We start from the raw sequence: 22,718 nt of genomic DNA on the forward strand, positions 1-22,718 counted from the left end.
CTCACACAATCCATCACCCAGCCCCCGTCGTTTTGCATGCCGAGGGGGCTTTGACACGATAGCTGCTTTACGTGTCTGCCCGGACGTCCTTCGCCTCATGGTGCCGGGCCGGTGGATCGGCGGGAAGGGTGCGCCAAGAGGCGATGGCCCTGACCGCCTGCAAGGCGCTGGCGTTGTCGGCGATGTGGACGTGGCGGCGCAGTTCCGCCACGGCGGGCCATTCGCCCTGCTCGTGGAAGACCATCTGCACGGCTTCAGCCATCTCCTTGCTCACGACGAACACCAGCAGACCCCGCGAAAATGCACGCCTGGACAATGAACAGGCCCCGGCAGCCAAGCAAGCGACCTTTCGGCGGGCGCTTGGCGGGAAGGGGAAATTCCTGCATGACGAAGACGTGGCTGTTCGGTAGCATTAAGCTACAGCCGTTCCCTCATGAGTAGGCGCATGAACCTGCCATCCGCAGCGCTCCGCGGATTTCACCTAATTGCTCTTGCCGCCATGATGATGCCTTTGGCCGGTCACGCAACCCTCGCGGCCGAGATCTCCGTGATCGCCGGAGACCGGATCGAAGTGGAAGGACGGGACATCCATCTCTGGGGCGTCCGGGCGCCGGAGGCCGATGCCCTATGCTATGGAAATGGCCAAGGGGAACCGTGCGCCAGGGTGTCCCACCGCCTGCTCGAGGCGCTGATCGGCAAGGACGAGGTCATCTGCATCGTGAAGGACAGCGGGCCGGACAAGCCGGTCAGCGCCCAATGCTCGGTCGACGGCGCTGACCTCGGCAACCTGATGATCACCTCGGGATGGGCGACGGACGACCGGGCCGAGAGCGCAGGGTTCTACGAACTCCAGGAACAGGCAGCGCGAACCGAACGGGTGGGAATGTGGAAGTACCGGTGAGGCCAGCACCCGGTCAGCCGTCGATTGGGATCCTGGTCTCGTACTTGACCCGACTAATCACCGTCAGGGTGATGAAGCGTTTGATCAATGGGTTGGTGTAGAGGGTCGCCCGGGCGAATTTCTCGAATTCGCTCATGTTCCTGACGCAGACCACCAGGACATAGTCGGTAGACCCGGTGACCAGATAGCACTGCATCACGCAGTCCTGGGCGTGGATGGTCTTCTCGAAGGCATCCATCAGCACCCGGTCGTCGCCCTTGAGCTCGACGGTCACGATCAGCTGGATGTGGCTGCCGAGCTTGCTGGGATCGACGATCGCGACATCCTTGGCGATGACCCCGGCCTCGCGCAACCGGCGGACCCGGCGCAGACAGGTCGGCGGCGACACCGCAACCGCGTCGGCGAGCTCCAGGTTGGTGATCTGGCTGTTCCCCTGAAGCAGGTTGATGATCTTCCGGTCGATTTGGTCGAGTTCGATGTCAGGCATGGGCAACTGCTCGTTTAAGGCGATTTCACACTTATGAGTGTCGCGCCTTGCGCCGTCAATTTTTCCATCGTGACAAACCGGGTGGCAGAATTAGAAATTTCATGCCGTCAAGATGGCGCTACAGTCTGCTCATCACGACGCAATGAACTGCGCCGCGGCGCAAACAGCCTCCCAATAGTAGCTAATTATCCCCGTTAGGCCGGGGACACTCGCCTAAACATCAACAATAGAAACTGACCCATTCAGCGAAGAGGTTTCGAATGCCCGGAGATGTGATCTCTCGGTTTTCCTCCGTGCGCCTTGGCACCAGGGGAAATCAGCGAAAAGAACACGGTCTCGGCCAAGTCAACGGCCATCACGGCGAGATCCTCCAGGGAATCTTCCCGGACGATGCAGGCCGCCTGCACCGCGGTCTCGTCACGCTCCCGTGCAACATCGTTTCATCCACCGCCGTCTTCCGCCCGGCACCGGGAAATCTGGTCACCGTCCCGGACGACAAGCTCAAGGCGGCCGAGGCCGCGCGGCTGACGCTGGACAGCCTGGGCCTGCATGACCAGGGTGGCCACCTGACGGTGGAGAGCACCATCCCCGTTGGCCTTGGCATGGGATCCTCGACCGCCGACGTGGTGGCCGCCATCCGCGCCGTCGCCGACGCCCACGGCGCGGCCCTCGGCGCCGACGAGGTCGCCCGGCTGGCGGTTCGAGCGGAGACGGCGAGCGACAGCATCATGCACGGCGACCTCGCCGTGCTCTTCGCCCAGCGTGAGGGCATTGTGCTGGAGCATCTCGGCCCCGCCCTGCCGCCGCTGGAGGTCCTCAGCGTCAACACGGCTCCCGGCGCCCTTGTGGACACCGTGAAGCAGCCTCCGGCCGACTACGACGACTGGGAAATCCAGGCGTTCCGGCCACTGCGCGGCATGCTGCGGCGGGCAATCCGCACCGGCGACGCGGCTCTGCTCGGCCGGGTTGCCACGGCCAGCGCTCGCATCTCCCAGCGCCATCTGCCCAAGCCCGCCTTCGAGGAGATCAACGCCATTGCGGCCTCCACCGGGGCGCTCGGCATCCAAGTCGCCCACAGCGGCACCGTCGTCGGCCTGCTCTTCGACCCCCGCAACCCGGCCACGGTCCGCCGGGTCGCCGAGGCGGCCGCCAGGCTCGACACCATCGGCCTGCCCCCCGCCCTCCATTTCCGCACCGATGCCGCCGAGGTTCGCCATGTCGCTTGAGTTGACGATGTCCCAGCCCCTGTCCCGCGAGTCCCGTGGCTTTCCCGATTATGAACTCCCCCGATTGGTGCGGCTGACGGACAACCTGCATGGCGCCGCCTTCTTCCTGATGAAGCTGCTCCCTGCCCGGCACATGCTGGACCGCGCGGCGGCCGACGGGCGCCTGAAGCCCGGCGGCACCATCTGCGAGACGACGTCGGGGACCTTCGGACTGGCGCTCGCCATGCTGGCGGCGGTGCGCGGCTATAAGCTCATCCTGGTCAGCGATCCGGCCATCGACGAGCACCTGCACAAGCGCCTGCTGGAACTGGGCGTCACGCTGGAGATCGTCAAGAAGCCCTATGAGATCGGCGGCTTCCAGACCGCCCGTCTCGACCGGCTGCGCGCCGCGCTGGAGGCCAACCCGGGCAGCTTCTGCCCGTCCCAGTACGGCAACGCCGACAACCCGCGCGCCTACGCCGAGGTGGCCGAACAGATCGCCGAGCGCCTCGGTCATGTCGACTGCCTCGTCGGCACCGTCGGGTCCGGCGGCTCGATGTCGGGCATCGCCCGCTTCCTGCGCCACCTCAACCCCGACCTTCACGTCATCGGCGTCGACACCCCCAACAGCGTCGTCTTCGGCCAGCCCGACGGCAAGCGGCTGCTGCGCGGCCTCGGCAACAGCTTGGTGCCGCCGAACGTCGACCACCGCCAGTTCGACGAGATCCATTGGGTCGGCGCAGCTGAGGCGTTCCTGGCCACCCGCCGCCTGCACCAGCAACATGCGCTCTACCAGGGCGGCACCAGCGGGGCGGCCTACCTGGTGGCCGACTGGTGGGCACGCACCCATCCCGACCGCAAGGTGGTGACGCTGTTCCCCGACGAGGGTCACCGCTACGTCGCCAGCATCTACAATGACGATTGGCTCGCAGCGCTGCCGGGCTGGACTGGCGTGCTGCCCGAAGCCCCGCAGCCGGTGGCGCATCCCAGCGACGTCCGGCCCAGCTGGAGCAGCTACCGCTGGGACCGCCGGACGCTGGACGAGGTGCTGGCGGCTGGCACCCCGGTTGCGCGCGACCTCGCGGAGGCCGCGTGATGCTGCGCCTCCTGCTGTTCATCGAGAGCAATACCTCGGGTACCGGCCGCCTGTTCGCCCACACCGCCCGTACCCTCGGCTTCGAGCCGGTGCTGATCAGCCGCCAGCCCAGCCGCTATCCCTATGTCACCGAGGACGCCGTCCGCAGCATCGAGGCCAATACCGCCGACCTGACCGTCCTGCGCTCGCTGGTGCAGCAACTGGCGCGCAGCAAGGGGGTGGCCGGGATCACCTCCAGTTCGGAGTATTTCATCGCCACCGCCGCTCGCTTGGCCGCCGAACTCGGCCTGCCGGGGCCGGATGCTGACGCAGTGGCCGCCTGCCGCAACAAGGCGACCCAGCGCCGCCGCCTGGACGAAGCCGGTGTCGACCGCGTGCGCCATGCCGAGGTCACTGAGGCCGCCGATGCCGTCCAGGCCGCCATCGGCATCGGATTGCCCGTTGTCCTGAAACCGGTGGCCGGATCGGGCAGTGTCGGCGTCCGGCTCTGCGCCACGATGGCCGAGGTGGCGGCCCACGCCAGAGTGTTGCTCGCCGACCCGACGTGTGGCGCGCTGCTGGTCGAGGAGGTCGTCCGGGGCGACGAGTATTCGGTAGAAATCTTCCACGACGCGGTCATCGGCGTGACCCGCAAGCACCTGGGCGCCCTGCCGCACTTCGTTGAGATGGGCCACGATTTCCCGGCCCCTCTCGCCTCGACAGTGGCAGATCGGATCGCGGGCTTCGCGCTGGCCGCTACGCGGGCGCTCGGCCTCACCTGGGGGCCGCTGCATGTCGAGCTTCGCCTCGGCGAGGACAGCCCGCACCTGATGGAGGTCAACCCGCGGCTCGCCGGGGGATTCATCCCCGAGCTCGTCCGCCAAGCCACCGGCATTGACCTCATCCGGGCAACCGTCGAACTGGCCGTCGGCCGGACGCCGGAGGTGACGCCGACCCGGCAGGAGCACGCGGCGATCCGCTTCCTCACGCCACCCGACGACGGACTGTGGTTCGCCACCGAGGGTCTGGAGGCGGCACGGGGTGCGCCCTTCCTGCGCGACCTGCGGCTCTACCGTGCATCCCCACTGCTGATAGCCCGCCGAGGTGATTTCCAGGACCGCCTCGGCCACGCGCTCACCAGCGCCCCCACCCTGGAGGCAGCCGTGGCCGCCGCCGAACTGGCGCGCTGCGCCATCCGCTTCCGTGTCGCGGCCGACGGCACCGGAACCCTTGCCACCGTCGCCTGACCGGAACAGCAGCAGGAGCCCCCTTCCATGTCCTCAACCTCCATTGCGGCCGCCGGACCTTCGCGCGCCGGGGCGAACCCGGCGCTGCTCTCCCTGCTGGCGGGCGCGCTCGCCATTGCGCTCGCCCCAATCCTGGTGCGGGTCAGCGAACTCGAACCGATCGCCACCGCCTTCTACCGGCTGGTCATCGCGCTGCCCTTCTTCTGGCTCGGCATGCTCGCCGAACGGAAGGCGCCCCAGTCTGCCAGCGCGCGCGTCACCGTCACCGACATGGCGCTGATGGGGGTGGCCGGGCTGATGTTGGCGGGGGACCTCGCGCTCTGGCATCTCAGTATCACCATGACCTCGGTGGCCAAGGCGACGCTGTTCAACAACTGCGCCCCAGTCTTCGTCGCTCTGCTCGGCTGGCTGCTGTTCCGCGAGCGGATCGGCCTCGGCCTGATCGTCGCCCTGGCGGTGTCGCTGTCCGGCATGGCGCTGCTGATCGGCGACGGGCTGTTCGCGTCGGTTGGAAGCGCGGCGGAAGGGCAATGGCAGGGTGACGCCATCGCAGTCAGCACCGCCGCCTTCTACGCCGTCTACCTGATGGCGGTGAAACGCCTGCGGGCTAGCCACTCGACCAGCGTCATCATGGCGGGGTCCAGCGCTGCCGCCGCCCTGGTTTTGGCGGTGGCCGCCTGGATTGAGGGCGGCCCGCTGCTGCCCGCAACCGCTTGGGGTTGGGCCGTGGTGCTGGCGCTGGGCGTTGCCTGCCATGTCATCGGCCAAGGCCTCATCACCCATGCGCTGGCACACCTTCCGGTCACCTTTTCGTCCATCGGCCTGCTGATCCAGCCGGTCGCAGCGGCGGCGCTGGCCTGGATGCTGTTCGGCGAGGCTCTTGGCCCGCTCCAGTGGCTTGGCGGCGCGCTGGCATTGGTCGGCATCACGCTGGCCCGCCGGACCTCCAGCCGCTGATCCGGCAACCAGCCACGCTCCGACCAGCCATACACCCGAAATTTCTTCTCACCGGGAGTCCCCCTCATGGTGATCAGCAACGCCCAGATTCTGGCCCACCTCGGCGACACCGGCCGGGTGGCTGGGACGCTCAACCCGAAGGCCCAGTCCATTCTCTTCGGCGACGTCGCCGACGACGCCATCGACCGTGACCTGCCCTGGATCACCCAGGTCGACCGGGCGCACCTGGTGATGATGGCCGAGACCGGCCTACTGCCTATTGCGCAGGTCTCACCTCTGCTGCGGCGCATCGACGAGATGGAAGGGTCGGGCTTCGCCGTCCTGCGCGGACGTTCGGCCCCGCGCGGCGTCTATCTGCTCTACGAGACCTATCTCATCGCCGATCTCGGCGAGGAGATAGGCGGCGTCCTTCAGACGGCGCGATCGCGCAACGATCTGGGGGCGACCGTGCTGCGCCTGCGGCTGCGCAACGTCGTCGCCGACCTGCTGACCGGCTTGTCCAGGCTCCAGACCACCCTCCTGCGCCGCGCTGCGGCCTGCACCGACGCGGTGTTCCCAATCTACACCCACTATCAACCCGCCCAGCCGGTGACGCTGGCCCATTATTACGCCGGGGTCGCTGCGGCGCTGGACCGCGACGCCGAGTCCCTGCACGCCGTGCTGGCCGATCTCGACCGCTGCCCGCTGGGTGCTGGAGCGGTAGGCGGCACCGGGCTTCCCATCGACACTCGGCGAACGGCTACCCTGCTCGGCTTCTTGGGGCCCTGGACGCACTCCATCGACGCCGTGGCCTCGCGCGACGCCGTCCTGCGCCTGCTGGCGGCGCTGGGCATCCTCGGCGTGACGCTCAGCCGTCTCGCTCATGACCTTCAGCTGTGGACCACCGGCGAGTTCGGCTTCCTGACGGTGGCCGACGATCTGGTCGGCACCAGTTCGATGATGCCGCAGAAGCGCAACGTCTACATGCTGGAGCACGTCAAGGGCTTGGCGGCAGCGCCGATGGGCGCGCTGACGTCGGCGGCGATGGCGATGCACGCCACCCCCTTCTCCAACTCCATCGCCGTCGGCACCGAGGGCGTCAAGCCGGTGTGGTCGGCGGCCTCGGGAATGCTGGACGCCTTGACGCTGATCCGGCTGATCGTGGCCGGGGCGGAGCCGAACCAGGGCGCCATGCGCCTCAGGGCGGTGTCCGGCCAGACCAACGCCACCGCGCTGGCCGACTGGCTGGTCCAGGAGCATGGTATGCCGTTCCGCCGCGCCCATCATGAGGTCGGGGACATCATCCGCTCGATGATGGTCCAGGGAGTGGTCGATCTCGAGACCGCCGCGCGAGAGGCCCGGCCCGAATGGTTCCGCGGCACCCGGTCGCCGGTGTTGCGGCCGGTCGACATTGCCGCTGCCCAGGAGCATGGCGGCGGTCCTGGGCGCGAATCCACCGCCAGCGAGATCGAGCGGGTGCGGGCCTCGCTTCGCACCCGCCGTGGCGCGCTGGTAGAGCAGCGGCGGCGCTGGCGCCAGGCAAGCCGGTCCTTGCGTGCAGCAGTCGACGGCGTCCTCGGCATCGCCGTTCTCGACCGCACTGGCCGTAGCCGCTCCGGCCAAGCGTAAGCGGGAACGAGAGGTCGATCATGCCAAGCACGGCCAAGGTTGCGTCAAGGGCGAGGGCCGGGAGACCGGCGGCCGCCAACGGCCCCCGGCCGTTCCCGGTGATGAGGGACCCGAGGATCGGCGGCAGCCTGGAGGGGATGCCGGACGAAACCCTGCTGTCCTCTTTACTCGCAATGGCTGCGCCGGACGCCGATGGCGATCTCCTGGCCCTGCGCCTGCTGGCTGGGCATGGCTCATTAGAGACGGCGATCGCAGCGGCGTCAGCGGGGAAGCTGCCCGGCGGCATGCCGTGGGACGATCATGCTGCCCTCCGCTTTCAGGCCGTCATCGAACTGGCGGCACGTTTGGTGCGCCCTACGCTGGAACAACGCCCGCTCCTATCCTCTCACGAGGATCTGGTCACCTACGCTCGCCTTCGTGCCGCCTGCTCGGCGGTCCAGACGCTGCGCCTTCTGTTCCTCGACCGCCAGCGCCACCTGATTGCCGACGAGCTCCACAGGACCGGCTCCGTCGGCGATGTTGCCTTGGATGTCCGCGAGACCATGGGCCGCGCGCTGACCATGGACGCCAGCGGCCTGGTGATCGTCCACAGTTGCCCCGGCGATGAACCGGCGAACCCGGCCAGCGTCAGGGTTTCCTGCTCGGACATCCAGAAAGCCGGGAGCCTGCTCGGGGTCGAATTGGTCGAGTACCTGCTCATCGGCAGGCGCTCCTACGTCACCCTGCTGGGCGAGCCTGTCGTGAAGCGGCTGGCCCGCCTCGTCGCGGCGGAACGGGACGGTGCCACGGCGTCGCCCGAAGGCGCCATTGGCTAGGCATCGGTGGCGGTCAGAAGGGCGTCTGCCGGGTCGTCCGCTGCGGCAACCGCCTTGATCAGGTCCAGCAGCCGTCTGCGCAAGCCTCGGTCCTCGATGCGGTAATAGGCTCGGACGAGTTCGAGCGTCTCGCGCCGCGCCATCGGGTCCGGCTCTCCCGGTGTGCAGAGGTCGGGTTCGAGGACCACGTCCGGTAGATCGCCCTGGTCGGCAAGGCCGTCGAAGAAGAAGGATACAGGCACATCCAGCGTCGCCCCAAACTGCCATAGGCGGGATGCGGAGACCCTGTTGGCTCCCTTCTCGTATTTCTGGATCTGCTGGAACGTCAGGCCGACGGCTTGGCCCAGCGCCGTCTGGGTCATGCCCAGGAGTGTGCGGCGCAGCCGGATGCGACTTCCAACATATCGGTCAACCGTTGTGGCCTCTGCAATTTCGTCTTTAGCCTGGGTTCCATTTCTTCGACGCGCCATGCTACCCAACCAATCCGGATACGTGAGCGACTTCGCTCTTTATACAACCTATCGGCCTGCGCATCCAAATGTACTTTTCCAGACCTGAGTTGGACAGGTGGAACAAGAATGGCCTCATAGCGTGTGCTGACGGCCGCTCGGATGTGCCGGTGGGTTTTGCCTCTTCGGGCTCACCGATTACCGAAACGGGTTCTCGACCGAATCTGTCGGCTTCGGCGGAGGAAGTTGGTCGGGAAGTTCGGCCTCGGTCTCCAGGGATTCGACGATGGCGGCCAGCAGGTCACGGAGCCTGCGGGCATGTTCCAGTCCCTGCTTGTCGCGCGTGAGGTCAATCGACCCGTAGAGCGCCACCCGATCGGTGCCGTTCTCGACCTCGATGTCCCCGATCTTCATGGCTCCAGCGTCGTCAGCATAAGGCTTGATCATCGCACCAACTCCTTCAGGAACTTCAGGACGTCGCGTTCAGAGAAACCGGGCTCATCGTTCTTCCGCCCCCGCCCCGGCGCCCGGGGTTCCGGCAGAGACAGCACCGTCGACTTGGCCGCGGCCGGGATGCCCGGGAAGACTGCGATGCCGGTGACCTCTTCCAGCTGTGCAATGGGGATGCGCTGGTAATCGTTCCCCGGTGCGTTGGGCACGAGATAGGCGGCAGCCTCACGGCGACGCGGATCGTAGATGGCTTTGTAAACATGGGTCGGCACGAGAACCCGGCCGCCGATGCGCTGGAGGTTGGTGCCCTGGAAGACGGGACCGGTCACGACGTAGATCTCGCCGCGGGTGTTCGCGAGATGCCGGGTCGCTCCTTCGATGGCGCTCCAGATCCCGCGGTTGCTCTCGCCAACCTGGGGGATCATGTTGGCTAGGGTAAAGCTCTCCTGCTGGGCTTTCGGGGTCGGTTCGTTAGCTGATGGAACCATGTGCCCTCTATCGTAGCCAGAGCGCTTATAGTCCGCCAACTCGGCACGCTCGTCCGGCGGCAGCCTGGGTTCGGCATGGAATGCGCTGGCTTCCGGACGCTGGAGGCCCTTGGCGGCCGCGACGCTGTCCCGGGTCAGGTGCTCGACCGCATAGAGCGGGGTGCGCGTCACGCCAGAATGCAGAACGGCAAACGCCGAGTAGCAAAGCTCCCGGGTCTTTGCTGCCAGCTTCGGGTTGATCAGGTCCGGCGCCATGGCCCCGGCATAGTGGGCCGGACAATCGGTCGGCGCGGCATTGGCCGTAACCGGAAGGGCGAACAGAACGAGCGCTGGAAGCGCGCAGGCGACCGCCCATCGGGCAATGGCACGAGGTCCGCGAGGCATATGTTCTCCATCCCCAAAACAGGCTGAAGCTACGACAGCTTGCGGACGGATGTCACGTGAGCCGAAGAGCGAGCGCTGCCAGAGGATTCGTTGGCCCTCATATCCGCGACTGCCTCGATTGTAATTGAATTGCGCAGATTTGGAAAAGACTTTGCCAAATGCCACCCGTTGTTAGATATTTCATTATTCAATCCTCATTCAAATCTTGCGCGCCCTTCCATCATTTCGCAGAATTGTAATCTCCAGAGATACATCAGGGTAGCGACAGATTTTGTAAACAATTTTTGCGAGTCATTGCCATTGAAAATCCCTCATAGGTCGTGTCAGGCTGGGTTTGATAGCCTATGACGTCATTAGCCGGGGCCGCGCAATTGAACTACCAGCAGCTGTCGCGCGAGCAGGCCATCAGCCTGCTCGTCAAGCGCGACGCCCAACGCAAGCTCGGGCTCGTATGGGAACGCGAGGAAATCGAACGCGACCTCGCGCTGAACGGCGACTTCGTCGTGATGGACCTCGGCGGCGACGACCGGCCCAGCCGGGGCGAGGCGCCCTACCGGAACCTCCTCATCGAGGGCGACAACTTCGACGCGCTCCGCTGGCTGAGCATGACCCATGCCGGGCGGGTGAGGTGCATCTACATCGACCCGCCCTACAACACCGGCAACCGCGACTGGGTCTACAACGACAAGTTCGTGAAGAAGGACGACCGCTTCCGCCACTCGACCTGGCTGGAGTTCATGTTCCGGCGCCTCGAGATCGCCAAGAACCTGCTCGCCCCGGACGGCGCGCTGTTCGTCTCCATCGACGACAACGAGGGGCCGTACCTGAAGCTGCTGCTCGACGAGGTGTTCGGGCGCGACATGTTCGTGACCTCCTTCATCTGGCGCAAGGTCGACAGCCCAAACGACAACAAGGTGAAGATCGCCCCGGACCACGAGTACATCCACTGCTACGCCTCCGACGAGGCGCTGGCCCGGTTCCGCCGGATGTCCGCCGACTCCATCCTTGACGCCTTCCGCCAGCGGGACGAGCGGGGCCGCCTCTGCCGTGACCGGCTGCTCCGGAAGAACGGCAAGAACAGCCTGCGCAAGGACCGGCCGACCATGCACTTCCCGCTCGCGGCGCCGGACGGGACCGAGGTGCTGCCCATGCTCGACAACGGCCTCGAGGGCCGCTGGTCGCACAGCAAGGACGGCATCGCCCGGCTCCAGGCCGAGGGGCGGCTGATCTGGAAGCAGGTGCCCGGACAGGACGGGCGGCTGGCCTGGGTGCCATACGCCCGCGAGTACGCGCCCGAGACCCCCGACCGGCCGTTCCCCAGCATCTGGGCCGACGTGATGACCACGCGGCAGTCCAAGGCCCACCACAAGGAGATGTTCCCCGGCGTCGAGCCATTCGTCACGCCCAAGCCCGAGCAGCTGATGGCGCGCATCCTCGGGATGGCGACGGAGCCAGGCGACCTGGTGCTGGACTTCTTCCTCGGGTCGGGGACCACGGCGGCCGTCGCCACCAAGATGGGCAGGCGGTGGATCGGGGTGGAAACCGAGGCCGAGATCGCGGGCTTCGCCTCCGCCCGCCTCGCCAAGGTGATCGAGGGCGAGCCGGGCGGCATCTCCGAGGACCTCGGCTGGGACGGCGGCGGCGGCTTCGCCCACCTCGTCGCCGACCGCGTCGCGTTCGAGGACTTCGCCTACGACCTGAAGCCGCGCCACCTCTGGCTCGCCATCCAGGCGATGCACGGCGTCCCGCTGGCGCCCTACGACCCCGACGCGGCGCTCCAGGTCGGCCTGGCCGAGGACGGCGCCGCCGTCGCCTACTGCGACCGCTTCACCCCGGCGGCCGAGGAGCGCGTCGCCGACCTGCTCGCGCGCCACCAGTTCCTCATCGTCTACGCCTACACCCCGGGGCCGCTCCGCGACGCCCTCGAGGGGCGCAACAGCGTGGAGATCCGCGCCGTTCCCGACGAACTCGTGCGGAGGTTCCAGGCATGAGCGCCGCCGACGGCGCGAGCGCCACCGCCTTCCAGCTTCTGCCCCTGAAGCCCTTCCAGCAGAGGGCCTCCGACACGGCGCTCCGGGTGATCCTCGACACCGCCGCCAAGATCGAGGCCGACCCGGCCCGGCGCCGGGCCATCGCGCTCGCCCAGGGCGTCACGCTGCTCCGCTCGCCGACCGGTAGCGGCAAGACGCTCACCATCGGCCGCACACTGGAGCGCGCGGTGGGGGCGCTGCCCCGCAAGGCCGTCTGGTTCTGGTTCACCCCGTACTCCGGCCTCGTGCGGCAGTCCCGCGACGCCCTGGCGGCGCAGTGCCCCGGCCTGCGCCTGCGCGACCTGGCGACCGACCGGCTGCCTCGCGGCACGCGGGACGGCGACGTCTTCGTGATGACCTGGGCCAGCGTGGCGTCGGCCACCAAGGAGGCGAAGCTCGCCCGCCAGGAGGGGGAGCTCCTGCCCAGCATCGACCTGCTCGTCGCCGCCCTGCGCGCCGACGGCTGGCTCATCGGCGCGGTCATCGACGAGGGCCACCTCAATTTCGGCACCAACGCCCGCCAGGCGGCCGACTTCTACCTGGGCGTCCTCCAGCCCGACGTCACCATGATCGCAACGGCGACGCCGCGCGACGAGCAGCTGGAGCGCTTCGAGCGGGTGGCCGGGATCGGCCGCGTCAACCGCATCGAGGTGAGCCGGGACGACGCCGTGCGGGCCTGCCTGAACAAGCCCGGCGTCAAGGCCGTCCACTTCCGGCCGGACGAGCGCGACGCCTCGCTGCTCGACATGGAGGAGGTCGCCGTCGTCGCGGGCCTCGCGCGCCACCGCATCATCCGCAAGGCGCTGGCCGACGCCGGGGTCGCGATGGTGCCGCTGCTCATGATCCAGGTCGACAACGACGCCAGGGACAAGGTGGACCCGGTCGCGAAGGTGCGGGACATCCTGGTGGCCAACGGCGTCGACCGGGACGCCATCGCCGCGCACACCTCCGGCGAGCCGGATCCCTACTTCCACACGCTGGCCTACGACGAGACCAAGGAAGTCCTGATCTTCAAGGTCGCCGCCGCGACCGGCTTCGACGCTCCCCGCGCCTGGACTCTTGTCTCGCTGCGCAAGGCGATCGGCGTCGAGTTCGGGCTCCAGGTGCTCGGGCGCATCATGCGGGTGGACCCCCGCGTCCAGCACCTGCACGCCTTCGCCTCCGACCCGCCCCGGCCGCCGGACGGCGTCCTCGACTACGGCTACGTCTTCCTCGCCAACCCGGCCCAGCAGGTCGGCATCGCCTCGGCCGCCGACGAGCTCAAGACCATCCGGGACAGCATCGAGACGGTCACCGACAACGTCGTCGTCGTCGAGTTCGGCGGCTCCAGGGTGGCCCTGGTGAACCCGGACGGCGGCTTCGCCGAGCTCCTCGATCCCCCCGCGCCGGGCGGCGGCGAGGCGGCTGGCGCCGACGACACGGCGGGCCGGGTGCGGGCGGCGGCGCTGCGGGTCCAGGGCTCGCTGGACATCGCCCTGCATGACGCGCGGCGGCCGCCCGGATTCGGCGGCCGCGCCCACCAGGCGGCCGAGGAGGGCTGGGGGCTGGCGGTGCAGGACGCCCCGGCGGCCGCGGCCGGGCGGCCGGGCCGCGTCAGCTACCCGCTGCGGGCCGACCTCCGCTTCCCCCGGGCGCTCGCCCGCGAGGTCATGCCGCGCTCCATGGACGGCCTGGTCCAGGGCATCGCCCGCCGCATCAGGATCGACGACGGCGCGATCGCCCTGGTGAACCGGACCATGGGCAAGGTGCTGGTCACCGAGGAGGACGTCTTCGAGGCCGCGCGGACCACCGAGCGCGCCAACGTGCCGCTCTCCAACCTGCGCATCGCGCAGCAGGCGCAGATGGCCTTCCGGTTTAACGAGAGCATCGACGACCGGGACCTCAAGCCCGCCCTGCTGGAGCGACTGCGCCGGGAGCTCGACGATCGCGGCCACGCGGTCCCCGGCGAGCGCGACCTGCGGCGCGCGGTCGACCTGCTGGCGATGGCCCGCCCCGACCTGCTGCACGACGCCTGCCGCGCGTGCCTGGCGCAGGTGGTGGAGATCCGGCAGGACGAGGAGATCCCGGCCTTCTACGAGGGCCCCGACCTGCTCGAGCGCGCCGACAAGGGCCTCTACGGCGTCTTCCCGGCCGACATGAACGAGGAGGAGCTCGCCTTCGCGCGCCTGCTCGACCAGGACCAGACCGGGACGGTGCTGTGGTGGCTGCGCAACGTGGAGAACGCCCGGTGGGCGGTCACCATCGTGCTGCCGAACGGGCGTCGGCATTTCCCCGACTTCGTCGTCGGCGTCGACGCCCGGCGGAAGTCCAGGGACGGCATCGCCCTGGCCGAGGTGAAGGACGACGGCCGGACCGGGCGCCTGTTCAGCACGGTGAACACCGACAAGGTGCGCACCGAGCACCGGGAGTACCGGTCGGCGCTAATGGTGTTCAGGAACGACCGTGGCCAGTGGTTCAACGTGGCCTACCGCGCCGACCTGCGCATGCACCAGCCCGGCAGCCAGTTCACCATCGACGACCTCGTCTGGACGCAGCAGTAGCCGTGCGGGGACGGGTGGTGACATCGAAGCCAGGAGGTGTCGAATTGACCGCTTTCAGTCTGCCCGCGACCTGAACTCATGCCCGCGGGGCATGGTCCTGCGGCTGCGGGCCCGACGCCGGTAGCAACGGCCTCAGGGCGGCGGCGTCGAGGCACCGGACGCCCCGGGTCGCGTCCGGGGTGCCGTCCCCTTCCCTGACGGCATCCAGCAGGCCAAGCCCGTCGAGGAAGTACAGCACCATCGCCTTGCGGACCGGGACGGCGACCTCGCCGTCATGCATGCAGTGCTCGCGCTCGACCACGGCGCGCTGGGTGGCGCTCAGCCCCGGGTGCGGCGCCAGCCGGACGGTCACTGTCTCGTGCCACAGCGTGTCCGCGATCTGGTCCACCCAGGGGTAGGACGGCTCCGGCTCGGCCGACAGGATTCGGCCCACGACGAAATCCGTGAAGATCCGCCGCCGGTCATCCCATGCCCGCACGTGAACCCGTGGCCCGTGGTCGACGATGTGGTGTGGGCAGATCACCCGCTGGCTCGGCTCGGCGCTGGTCAGGGACTGGTAGCGGATCGACAGGGCCGTCCGTGTCTCGTAGCTCCCGATTAGCGCCATCATGATCTCCGCGTCAGCCCGACGCGCCGGGATCGGCACCGACTCGCAGGGCAGAACCGAGAGGTCGCCGGTTTCGCGGCCCTGGCGCATCCAGGCGAAGGCGTCCTTGAGGAACAGCGGCTGGAACCCCTCGGCCCTCACGTAGCCCTTCGTCGAGGGATCGAGGACCGCGTTCGCGGGGACGATCTGCTGGTATTGCGAAATGTCGGCGGAGGCTTGCTGTGGCGAGAGCGAAAAGCGCGTGACCATGTCGCTGCGGCGAAACGAACCATGCCAGTACAGCCTGTCGTCTATCCATCGCAACCGGCGTATGATGGCTGCCCCGTTCCTCACACCTTTAAGATCGTCTACTGAATGGATTGACATGGACCCGTTATCCGATCAAGTTCGCCCTTCCACTGGCTGAAGGCGACTATGGCCGAAGCATCCCCCGAAGTCACTGCGGTTCTGCTCGCCAAGGGTTTCTGCGACCTGCACGACCGCGCCGCCAACGACGGCTCGGCCGTCCAGCAGGACGCCTCCCTGCCGCCTGCGGCCCGGCGCGCGCTGTCCATGCTCTCCGGTCTCTCCCTGTCCGCCGGGATTTCCGACGACCTCGGGGCCAGCGTCCACACGGCGATGGATCTGGCTTGCGGACCCTTCCGGGACTGGGGACTGCCGCAGTTCCGGCCGCCGTTCCGCCACGCCGACGTCGTCCTCGTCGAGCGCGACCTCGGCGTCCCCACCGCCGACTGCCGCGAGTTGGCGCGGGCGGGCGGCTCGGAGGCCGCCGCCCTGGAGGAGATCCACCACGAGGCGCTCCGGATGGCCTTGAAGGACTACCCGGCCCGCGAGCGCGCACGGGCCTACACCAGCATCCGCGAGTTCGTGGTCCGCAACCCGGCGGTCCGCGACGAGGACCTCCACCGCTTCCTCGTCGAGGGCGGGCACGCCGCGGCCGCGCGCACTATCATGTCCTTCTACCGCCCCGTCCCGCAGGCCGCCCTCCACGGCGGGGTCGGCCGCCGCTGCGCCCATTGCGGCTCGCTGCTCTGGCCGGACCGCGACGCCGCGAGCTTCCCGGACGGCCGCTGCCGCATCCGCCAGTGCCGCCTCGCGAACCCCACGCCCGCCAAGCGGGACGACGTCGAGGCTCCCGGCCTCTGGCGCCTCGGCACCAACGCCGTCCTCGCCTACTGGGTCGGCCCCGGCCTCGACGAGATCCGAATACACGACGCGCTGAAGGCCGCGGGGCGGAAGGTCGTCCTCTACCCGCAGGCCGACGCCGCCGACGTCGGAGTGGACGGGCTGGACATCGGCATCGACGTCAAGACCTACGCCAGCCCGGTCGTGCTGGCGGCGAGGCTCAGCCGCTCCATCGGCCGCCTCGACATGTTCGCCCGCCGGATACTGGCCGTGCCCGACGACAAGCTGGACCTCAACCCCCGCTACCTCCAGCAGCTGCGCGACGCCTACCAGGGACAGCACGCGCTGGAGTTCATGACCTCCTCCCAGGCTATCCGGGAGCTCTCCCGATGAGGACCAAGCCCGAGGGATACGTTGGCGCTCTGGCCGCCCAGTGGCTCTGCGCCGCCGTCGAGACCCTGCTCGGCGAGCGCGACCTGTCCAACGTCCCCACCCTGATGTCCGGCTACGGGTCCGTCCTCGACCATCCCAACGCCCGCGCCTTCGCCGCCGCGGCCTTCTCGCTGCGCCAGATGGGCGTCACTGCCTCGTCCGAGATCCAACTGCGCCAAACGGTGCACGACGCGATCGGCTGGGAGGAGGCTCACGAGCTCGACGACGACTACGCGCAGCCGCCCTACGAGATCGACCCGGAACGGCCGAACTACCCGTTCCGCCGCCGCTCCGGCACCGACCACGTCGTCGCCGACATGGTCCGCGCGCTGGTTGGCGGCCTGCCGTTCGCGGGCTGGGCCATCCCGGTGGCCGATCCGACGCGGCCGATGCACGTGATGACCGGCGCCTCCGACGGCGCCGAGCGCATCGCGGTCGACCTGTCGGCGGTCGCGCCGCCGCCGGGGCCGCCCCGGCATGACCTGGGCCGTGAGCCGCGCGGCCCCATCGACGTGCCGCTCGCCGACCTCGAGGCCGTGGCCGCGCGCCTCGACGCGCTCGACGCCGCCCACCCCGAGCGGCCGCGCGGCAACTGGGCGGCCCGCCTGCGCGAGGCCACCGGCGAGCGCAAGTTCCATGTGCTGGCCCCCGACCGCGCCACCGGCGTGCTGGTCGAGGCCGACACCATCCGCCTCGACGGCCTGAAGCACCTGATCGGACTGCCCGGCACCGGGAAGACCACGCTCATCGTCCTGCTCTTGGTCTGGCTGGACGCCAACGGCTACCGGACCGTCGTCCTCCTGCCGTCGATCAAGGCGTCGCTCAACCTGCTCGGCGACCTCCGGTTCTACGGCGCCGACGTCGGCCTGCTCGTAGGCCAGTCGCCGCAGGCCCGGCTGGAGCACGCCCGCAAGCTCGGCGAGCGCATCGCCTCCGACGAGGCGCGGGGGTTCGGGCGCACCGCGCCCGGCGCCGACCTGCTCGCGCTCAACTGCGCGCTCGGCGCCTTCGACACCGACCCCGACGGCGGCCACGAGTTCCCCCACTTGGCGCCGCCCTGCACGACCGTGCGGCAGCGCGGCCTGAAGCGCGACGGCTCGCCCAAGGCCAAGGAAAGCAACCACCTGTGCCCGCTCTCGGGCTGGTGCGGCCGCCTCAAGGCCCCCCGCGAACTCACCTCCCGGCGCATCTGGCTCGGCCACGTCCTGTCGCTCGACACCCGCATCAGCCCCCATTTCGCCGCGGACCAGATCCGCCACTTCGAGGCCGTCGCCATGACCGCCGACCTCGTGGTCGTCGACGAGGCCGACGGCGCGCAGGCCGTCCTCGACCGCAAGGCCATCTCCGCGCTCGACCTGACCGGCAGCGAGGACAGCTACGAGCACGCGCTGAACCGCGACCTCTTCACGCCGCTCTCGGCTGGCCGCAACGACATGACGGCCTCGAACCTGCGCCAGTACAGCATGGCGGCCAGCGACTTCCGCGAGCTCAACCACAGCCTCGTCCTCCAACTCCAGCGCGACCGCCAGCGCAACGGGCCGGAGGGGCCGCTGTCGCGCTTCAAGGACACCTTCGTCACCGGCAACAACGTCATCACGGCCCTGTTCTGCCCGGAGGATCCGTCGGCCCTGCCGCCTGCGGCCCGCCTCGCCGAGGAGCGGCGGTTCAACGCCATCCGCGCCTTCTGGGACGGCTGCGTGCGCGCCGCCCTGTTCCGCCGCACCGACGTCGACGCCGACCTCGACCAGTACGACTTCGACCCCGAGCAGGTCGCGGCGAACCTCGGCGCCAGCCGTGAGGAGGTCGAGCGGGCCGGTCTGCGCGTCGCCGCTCTCGTGCGCGACTGGATCTCCGAGCCGCTCCCGACGCGCAAGGACCGCATCGTCGACGAGATGCGCGGGGCGACCTTCGCCCTCGTCCCGCCGCGCGAGGGCATCGGCCCGGAGGCCGGTGCCGAGCTCTTCCGCTTTCTGGTCGGCGTGACCACCGTCATCATGCAGTTCCTCGCCCTCGTCCCGGCCCAGCAGGCGATGGTCGCCGAGGGCATCCACAGCGAGCCCCTGTTCCGCCAGGGCATCTCCGAGGATCTCGCGCGCGTCGTCCCCGAGGCGCTCATCGGCCGCCTGTCCGGCATCCGCTTCCACATGGACGAGGGGGACGGCCGCCCCAGCGCCCGCCTCCAGTACGTCTCCTTCCGCGGCGCCCCCCGCACGCTGCTGTACCGCCTGCACCACCTGCTGCGCCACGACGCCGCCCAGCCCGACCGGCGGGGGCCCGCGGTGCTGCTGGCCAGCGCCACCTCCTTCCTCGCGGAGAGCCCGACCTTCCACATCCCGGTCGGCCCCGACCTGGTGCTGCGCCGCGCCGGGGCCGACGCAGGGTGGCGGGACAGCGCCTACGCCTTCGCCCCCATCCCCGATCCCGAGGAGCCGACGCGCGTCCTGCGCTTCAGCGGCGCGCCGCTCGGCCAGCGCGACCGCATCCTGCGCCGGATGACCGACCACTACTTCTCCGGCGAGGATCCGCTCGCCGTCGCCATGACCCGCGACTTCGACCCCGGCCGCAAGGTCGGCTTCGTGGTCAACAGCTACGCCCAGGTCCGCCTCGTCAAGGAGCACCTGCGGCGCACCCGGCCCGACCTCGCCCACCGCGTGGTCGCCGTCATCGACCAGACGCCGCCGGGCAACGAAGGCGACTGGATCACCGCGGCCCAGGTCGAGCGCCTCGGCCTGCGCGACGACTGGGACGCGCTCGTCTTCCCGATGAAGGCGCTGGCCCGCGGCGTGAACATCGTCTTCGAGCAGGGCCCGCGCCGCCGCGACGCCCTGCTCGGCACGCTGGTCTTCATGACCAGGCCCCATCCGGCCACCGAGAGCCTCGACCTCGTGGCGGGGCTGGCCGGGGCAGGGACGCTGGCCTTCGACACCGCCCACCTGCCGACCGCGATGCCGCTCCGCGCCGTCTCCGCAGCCTGGACCGACGCCCGCCGCCAGCTGATGGCGACCGCCCGCCAGCTGCTTCGCTTCCCCGTCCAGGCGAGCCGCCTCGGCCCGCTGGCCGAGCCGTTCACCGCCGACATCATGGTCGATGTCCTCCAGACCATCGGCCGCGCCATGCGCAACGGCTGCAAGGCCCGCGTGATCTTCGCCGACGCCGCCTGGGCGCCGGTCTCGGCGTCGGGCGACCCGTCCCGGCGCGACGGTCGCCAGACCAGCATGCTGGTGATGATGCGCGACATCCTGCGCGCCCGGGTGAACGACCCAGATCCGGTGGACCGCGAGGTCTACCGCGCCCTCTACGAACCCTTCCTGCATCCCCTCGAGCGCTGCTCCGGGGTCCGCTTCCCTGACGGAGCCAGCCTTGACGACGAATGACGCCGAGCTTCCCCCGCTCTTCCGCGCGGTCAAGGGGAGCCGGGCAGGCAGCATCCAGCCGGTCGCCTGCGCCCTGACCGTCGAGCCGACCGGCAGCCTCCCCGTCGCCACGGTCCGGGTCTCCTGGTCCCCGCTCATGGCGGCCCGCCTGCGCGGCCTCGCGAGGCTGGCCGCGGACTCCGGCGAGCCCGAGGGCCGCTCGCTGCCCTACGCCTCGCTGCGCGCGGCCCTCCAGGCGCAGATCCCCGAGGCGGTCCTGCTCGCGCGGGATCTCGGCGCGCCCTGGAAACGAGAGGAGGGCTTCCCCTTCCTCGACGCCGAGGCGGTCCCCGGCGGCGCGCGCGACACGGTCGCGCTCGCGGCCTCGGCGCTGCGGACCTGGATGACGATGGCCCTGCGCCCCTGGGCGGAGCGCGTCGGCATCGACGAGGAGATGATCGAGGCTGTCCACGCGCTCGCGACCCCCGCGGACGCCTTCGCCGCCGAGACGCTCGAGGTCGACCTCGGCGAGCGGCTCCGCGAGCAGGGCGGCTTCGACCGGGTGAAGCACGGCATCCTCCAGGTCGTCGCCCGGCGGCTGGAGGGCCGCGAGCTCTTCGACGGCCTCGGGCCGGTCCACCGCATCGTGCGCGCCTCGTCCTCGGCCAACGAGGTCAGCTTCCAGACCTGGCCCGCCACCGCCTCGACGGGCGGGCTCTACTCCATGGTGGCCACGCTCTCGGTGGAGAGCAGGCCATACCTCGCCACCCCGGTCGTCACCGTGCACGCCTCGCGCCGCCGCTGGTACGACGCCGTGCCGGACGCCAAGAAGCTCCGCCGCCTGCGCACCCTGTCCGGAACCGTGATGGGGCGGGCGGGCGCCCCGGTGGCGGTGGATTTCACGACGCCGGTCCGACGCGGCGTGCCTGAGGAGCCGTTCAGCCCCTCCTTCATGATCCAGGCCCTCAACGTCCGGCAGGATCTGGCGGCCGACCTCGCCGGGATGGTCTCCGCCCAAGGGGCGCGCGGCGTCTTCGTCGGCATTCCCTATTCCCCGCAGTTGGGCGGCTCCCACCCGGTCGGGGGCGGCGCCACGACGCGCGACCTGCTCGACCTGTTCGACGCCGTGACGTGCCTGCTGGCGGCGGACGGCTTCCGGCCCCTGGCCGTCCGGGAGGTCGTGGTGAAGGAGCGCGTGCCCAAGCGCGCGGAAGACCAGCACAAGGCGTTCCAGGCCGACATGATGATCGCCGACGTCGCGATCTCGCTGGGGCGCAACCACCTCGACGGCGAGGCCCTCGAGGACGCCTGCCGCAGGCTGATGACCGGCGGCGAGGTGCCTGATCTCAAGCCTGAGGTTGCCCTCAAGGCGAGGGGCGTGCTGGAGGGCATCCGCGCGGCCAACCGCGACCGCATCCGCCGGGCCTTCGGGGGCACGCGCCCCGTCGTCGCCCTCATAGCCCGCACCGAGCGCGAGCGCGAGGTCATGAGGTCGTGCGTCGCCGGTCTGTTCGGCCACGCCGTCGAGATCGTCGAGCACCAGCTGCCCACCGGGGTCCACGGCGCCCGGGCGGACCTGCCGATGGCCGCCGGGAAGGCCGCGGAGCGCTTCGCCGCGCGGGTCGGGGCCTGGCAGGCGCTCGCGTCCGACATGGCCCGCGCCCACGGCGGCTGCCACGCGCTGGTCCAGGCCACCGACTGGTACGACCGGCGCAAGGACGACCCCGTCAACAAGCTCGCCGGGCGCTATGCCCTGGCCTCGGCGGCGGACGCCAACGTGCAGTACCTGCGGCCGCCTGAGGCCGGGTGGCGCGGTCTGGCCAACTATCTCCACCGCATCCAGGCGGGCGTCTACGACCTGCTGTTCGGGCACTCCGGCCTCGTCTCCGAGGTGTCCAGCCTGCTCAAGGGATTCTTCCCCAGCGAGGCCGACCGGCCGCGCGCCATCGTCGGCATTTCCGTGGTGACCCAGGCCCGACTGCGGTACGGGGCGGGCGGCGGGCGCGTCTGCCTCGCCACCCGGATCGACGCGGCGACCGGCCGGACCACCGCGCGCGTCGGCTGGTACGACGGCCGCATGCTGTGGACCGAGACCTGGGAGCCGTTCTTCGAGGCGATGAAGCGCATCGCCAGCCCCGAGGTGACGGCGAGCCTGGGAGACGGCCGCAACGTCGAGCGGGATTCCTTCCAGAAGTTCGTGCGGACCGTGATCGACGACTCGGCCCTCGCCGGGGACCGCCCCCTCGTCCTCATCGATTCGACCAGCGCCGCCTCGCTGTGGCCCTGGCTGACCGACCGCGAGATCGGCGACGCGGTCACCATCGGCGGCGAGCGCGTGGACATGGCCTCGCGCTGGCCGGGCACCCGCATCGTCCGCGTCCGCACCGGCCGCGCTGGCCGCGTCGTCGAGCGCAAGACCTCGCGCTACGAGCGGGTCGACGGCGCCACCGGCGAGGCCACCGGGGAGTTCGTCGACCGCTACTGCCCGTCGATCACCGCGCGCGCGATCCGGCTGTCCGACGCCCTGGCAGGGCGCGGGGTCCATTAATGGATCACCTCCGGCTA

Annotated in this window: 18 protein-coding genes; 12 read left to right on the forward strand and 6 right to left on the reverse strand. The window is 69.7% G+C overall.

The window, feature by feature from the left end; genetic code table 11:
* Positions 1-67: 67 nt before the first annotated feature.
* Positions 68-262 (reverse strand): hypothetical protein, encoded by a 195-nt coding sequence (locus tag DM194_RS14940; protein ID WP_162630023.1) that lies wholly within the window; start codon positions 260-262, stop codon positions 68-70.
* 183 nt (positions 263-445) lie between these two features.
* Between DM194_RS14940 and DM194_RS14945 the strand changes: the two genes are divergently transcribed.
* Positions 446-901, forward strand: a complete 456-nt coding sequence (locus tag DM194_RS14945; protein WP_162630061.1) for a thermonuclease family protein — start codon at positions 446-448, stop codon at positions 899-901.
* A gap of 13 nt (positions 902-914) precedes the next feature.
* Here the strand turns inward: DM194_RS14945 and DM194_RS14950 are convergent, their stop codons facing one another.
* Entirely contained in the window at positions 915-1,388 is a 474-nt protein-coding gene (locus DM194_RS14950) for an Lrp/AsnC family transcriptional regulator (RefSeq protein ID WP_111068357.1), read from the reverse strand.
* Positions 1,389-1,681: 293 nt separating this feature from the next.
* On the opposite strand from DM194_RS14950, the gene DM194_RS14955 reads away from it, so the two are divergent.
* From DM194_RS14955 to DM194_RS14980, 6 genes are all read left to right on the forward strand, one after another.
* On the forward strand, positions 1,682-2,614 hold the full coding sequence (locus tag DM194_RS14955; RefSeq protein ID WP_162630062.1) for a GHMP family kinase ATP-binding protein: 933 nt from the start codon (positions 1,682-1,684) through the stop codon (positions 2,612-2,614).
* Positions 2,615-2,621: 7 nt separating this feature from the next.
* On the forward strand, positions 2,622-3,689 hold the full coding sequence (locus DM194_RS14960) for a cysteine synthase family protein (RefSeq protein WP_111068692.1): 1,068 nt from the start codon (positions 2,622-2,624) through the stop codon (positions 3,687-3,689).
* Positions 3,689-4,915, forward strand: coding sequence for an ATP-grasp domain-containing protein (locus tag DM194_RS14965; RefSeq protein ID WP_111068359.1), 1,227 nt, complete (start codon positions 3,689-3,691; stop codon positions 4,913-4,915). The genes DM194_RS14960 and DM194_RS14965 overlap by 1 nt, the downstream gene beginning before the upstream one ends.
* A gap of 27 nt (positions 4,916-4,942) precedes the next feature.
* Complete coding sequence (locus tag DM194_RS14970; RefSeq protein WP_111068360.1) at positions 4,943-5,872, forward strand: DMT family transporter; 930 nt, start codon at positions 4,943-4,945, stop codon at positions 5,870-5,872.
* A gap of 66 nt (positions 5,873-5,938) precedes the next feature.
* Entirely contained in the window at positions 5,939-7,480 is a 1,542-nt protein-coding gene (gene argH / locus DM194_RS14975) for an argininosuccinate lyase (RefSeq protein WP_111068361.1), read from the forward strand.
* Positions 7,481-7,617: 137 nt separating this feature from the next.
* Positions 7,618-8,295, forward strand: a complete 678-nt coding sequence (locus DM194_RS14980) for a JAB domain-containing protein (protein ID WP_162630063.1) — start codon at positions 7,618-7,620, stop codon at positions 8,293-8,295.
* Here DM194_RS14980 and DM194_RS14985 read toward each other — a convergent pair.
* From DM194_RS14985 to DM194_RS14995, 3 genes are all read right to left on the reverse strand, one after another.
* The gene (locus DM194_RS14985) at positions 8,292-8,765 is read right to left on the reverse strand and encodes a helix-turn-helix domain-containing protein (RefSeq protein ID WP_111068363.1); all 474 of its coding nucleotides are present in this window, start codon (positions 8,763-8,765) and stop codon (positions 8,292-8,294) included. The two genes, DM194_RS14980 and DM194_RS14985, sit on opposite strands and share 4 nt — an antisense overlap.
* A 177-nt stretch (positions 8,766-8,942) precedes the next feature.
* On the reverse strand, positions 8,943-9,191 hold the full coding sequence (locus tag DM194_RS14990; RefSeq protein ID WP_111068364.1) for a hypothetical protein: 249 nt from the start codon (positions 9,189-9,191) through the stop codon (positions 8,943-8,945).
* Positions 9,188-9,937, reverse strand: coding sequence for a DNA/RNA non-specific endonuclease (locus DM194_RS14995; RefSeq protein ID WP_246024337.1), 750 nt, complete (start codon positions 9,935-9,937; stop codon positions 9,188-9,190). Before DM194_RS14995 ends, DM194_RS14990 begins: the two co-directional genes overlap by 4 nt.
* 500 nt (positions 9,938-10,437) lie before the next feature.
* On the opposite strand from DM194_RS14995, the gene DM194_RS15000 reads away from it, so the two are divergent.
* Entirely contained in the window at positions 10,438-12,057 is a 1,620-nt protein-coding gene (locus DM194_RS15000; protein WP_162630064.1) for a site-specific DNA-methyltransferase, read from the forward strand.
* The gene (locus DM194_RS28150; RefSeq protein WP_162630065.1) at positions 12,054-14,636 is read left to right on the forward strand and encodes a DEAD/DEAH box helicase; all 2,583 of its coding nucleotides are present in this window, start codon (positions 12,054-12,056) and stop codon (positions 14,634-14,636) included. The genes DM194_RS15000 and DM194_RS28150 overlap by 4 nt, the downstream gene beginning before the upstream one ends.
* Positions 14,637-14,712: 76 nt before the next feature.
* Here DM194_RS28150 and DM194_RS15010 read toward each other — a convergent pair whose 3' ends face one another.
* Positions 14,713-15,492 carry a WYL domain-containing protein gene (locus DM194_RS15010; protein WP_162630066.1) on the reverse strand — a complete coding sequence of 260 codons (780 nt, stop codon included), beginning with the start codon at positions 15,490-15,492 and terminating at the stop codon, positions 14,713-14,715.
* A 165-nt stretch (positions 15,493-15,657) separates the two neighbouring features.
* On the opposite strand from DM194_RS15010, the gene DM194_RS15015 reads away from it, so the two are divergent.
* Genes DM194_RS15015 through DM194_RS15025 form a run of 3 tightly spaced genes read left to right on the forward strand, consistent with a single transcriptional unit; the run spans position 15,658 to position 22,701 of the window.
* Positions 15,658-16,761 carry a restriction endonuclease-related protein gene (locus DM194_RS15015; protein WP_111068368.1) on the forward strand — a complete coding sequence of 368 codons (1,104 nt, stop codon included), beginning with the start codon at positions 15,658-15,660 and terminating at the stop codon, positions 16,759-16,761.
* Positions 16,758-20,174, forward strand: a complete 3,417-nt coding sequence (locus DM194_RS15020; protein WP_111068369.1) for a hypothetical protein — start codon at positions 16,758-16,760, stop codon at positions 20,172-20,174. Before DM194_RS15015 ends, DM194_RS15020 begins: the two co-directional genes overlap by 4 nt.
* Positions 20,161-22,701, forward strand: coding sequence for an RNaseH domain-containing protein (locus DM194_RS15025; RefSeq protein ID WP_111068370.1), 2,541 nt, complete (start codon positions 20,161-20,163; stop codon positions 22,699-22,701). The genes DM194_RS15020 and DM194_RS15025 overlap by 14 nt, the downstream gene beginning before the upstream one ends.
* Positions 22,702-22,718 lie beyond the last annotated feature (17 nt).

The organism is Azospirillum ramasamyi (assembly GCF_003233655.1).
In the GTDB taxonomy this organism is placed as follows: Bacteria; Pseudomonadota; Alphaproteobacteria; order Azospirillales; family Azospirillaceae; genus Azospirillum; species Azospirillum ramasamyi.

Bases quoted from the DNA above. Each gene is read 5' to 3' on its own strand.
- DM194_RS14980 (WP_162630063.1), top strand. From the start codon at position 7,618: ATGCCGGACGAAACCCTGCTGTCCTCTTTACTCGCAATGGCTGCGCCG.
- DM194_RS14995 (WP_246024337.1), bottom strand. From the start codon at position 9,937: ATGGCGCCGGACCTGATCAACCCGAAGCTGGCAGCAAAGACCCGGGAG.
- argH (WP_111068361.1), top strand. From the start codon at position 5,939: ATGGTGATCAGCAACGCCCAGATTCTGGCCCACCTCGGCGACACCGGC.
- DM194_RS28150 (WP_162630065.1), top strand. From the start codon at position 12,054: ATGAGCGCCGCCGACGGCGCGAGCGCCACCGCCTTCCAGCTTCTGCCC.
- DM194_RS14985 (WP_111068363.1), bottom strand. From the start codon at position 8,765: ATGGCGCGTCGAAGAAATGGAACCCAGGCTAAAGACGAAATTGCAGAG.
- DM194_RS14950 (WP_111068357.1), bottom strand. From the start codon at position 1,388: ATGCCTGACATCGAACTCGACCAAATCGACCGGAAGATCATCAACCTG.
- DM194_RS14945 (WP_162630061.1), top strand. From the start codon at position 446: ATGAACCTGCCATCCGCAGCGCTCCGCGGATTTCACCTAATTGCTCTT.
- DM194_RS15020 (WP_111068369.1), top strand. From the start codon at position 16,758: ATGAGGACCAAGCCCGAGGGATACGTTGGCGCTCTGGCCGCCCAGTGG.
- DM194_RS14940 (WP_162630023.1), bottom strand. From the start codon at position 262: ATGGCTGAAGCCGTGCAGATGGTCTTCCACGAGCAGGGCGAATGGCCC.
- DM194_RS14990 (WP_111068364.1), bottom strand. From the start codon at position 9,191: ATGATCAAGCCTTATGCTGACGACGCTGGAGCCATGAAGATCGGGGAC.
- DM194_RS14960 (WP_111068692.1), top strand. From the start codon at position 2,622: ATGTCCCAGCCCCTGTCCCGCGAGTCCCGTGGCTTTCCCGATTATGAA.
- DM194_RS14965 (WP_111068359.1), top strand. From the start codon at position 3,689: ATGCTGCGCCTCCTGCTGTTCATCGAGAGCAATACCTCGGGTACCGGC.
- DM194_RS15015 (WP_111068368.1), top strand. From the start codon at position 15,658: ATGGCCGAAGCATCCCCCGAAGTCACTGCGGTTCTGCTCGCCAAGGGT.
- DM194_RS14970 (WP_111068360.1), top strand. From the start codon at position 4,943: ATGTCCTCAACCTCCATTGCGGCCGCCGGACCTTCGCGCGCCGGGGCG.
- DM194_RS15010 (WP_162630066.1), bottom strand. From the start codon at position 15,492: ATGGTCACGCGCTTTTCGCTCTCGCCACAGCAAGCCTCCGCCGACATT.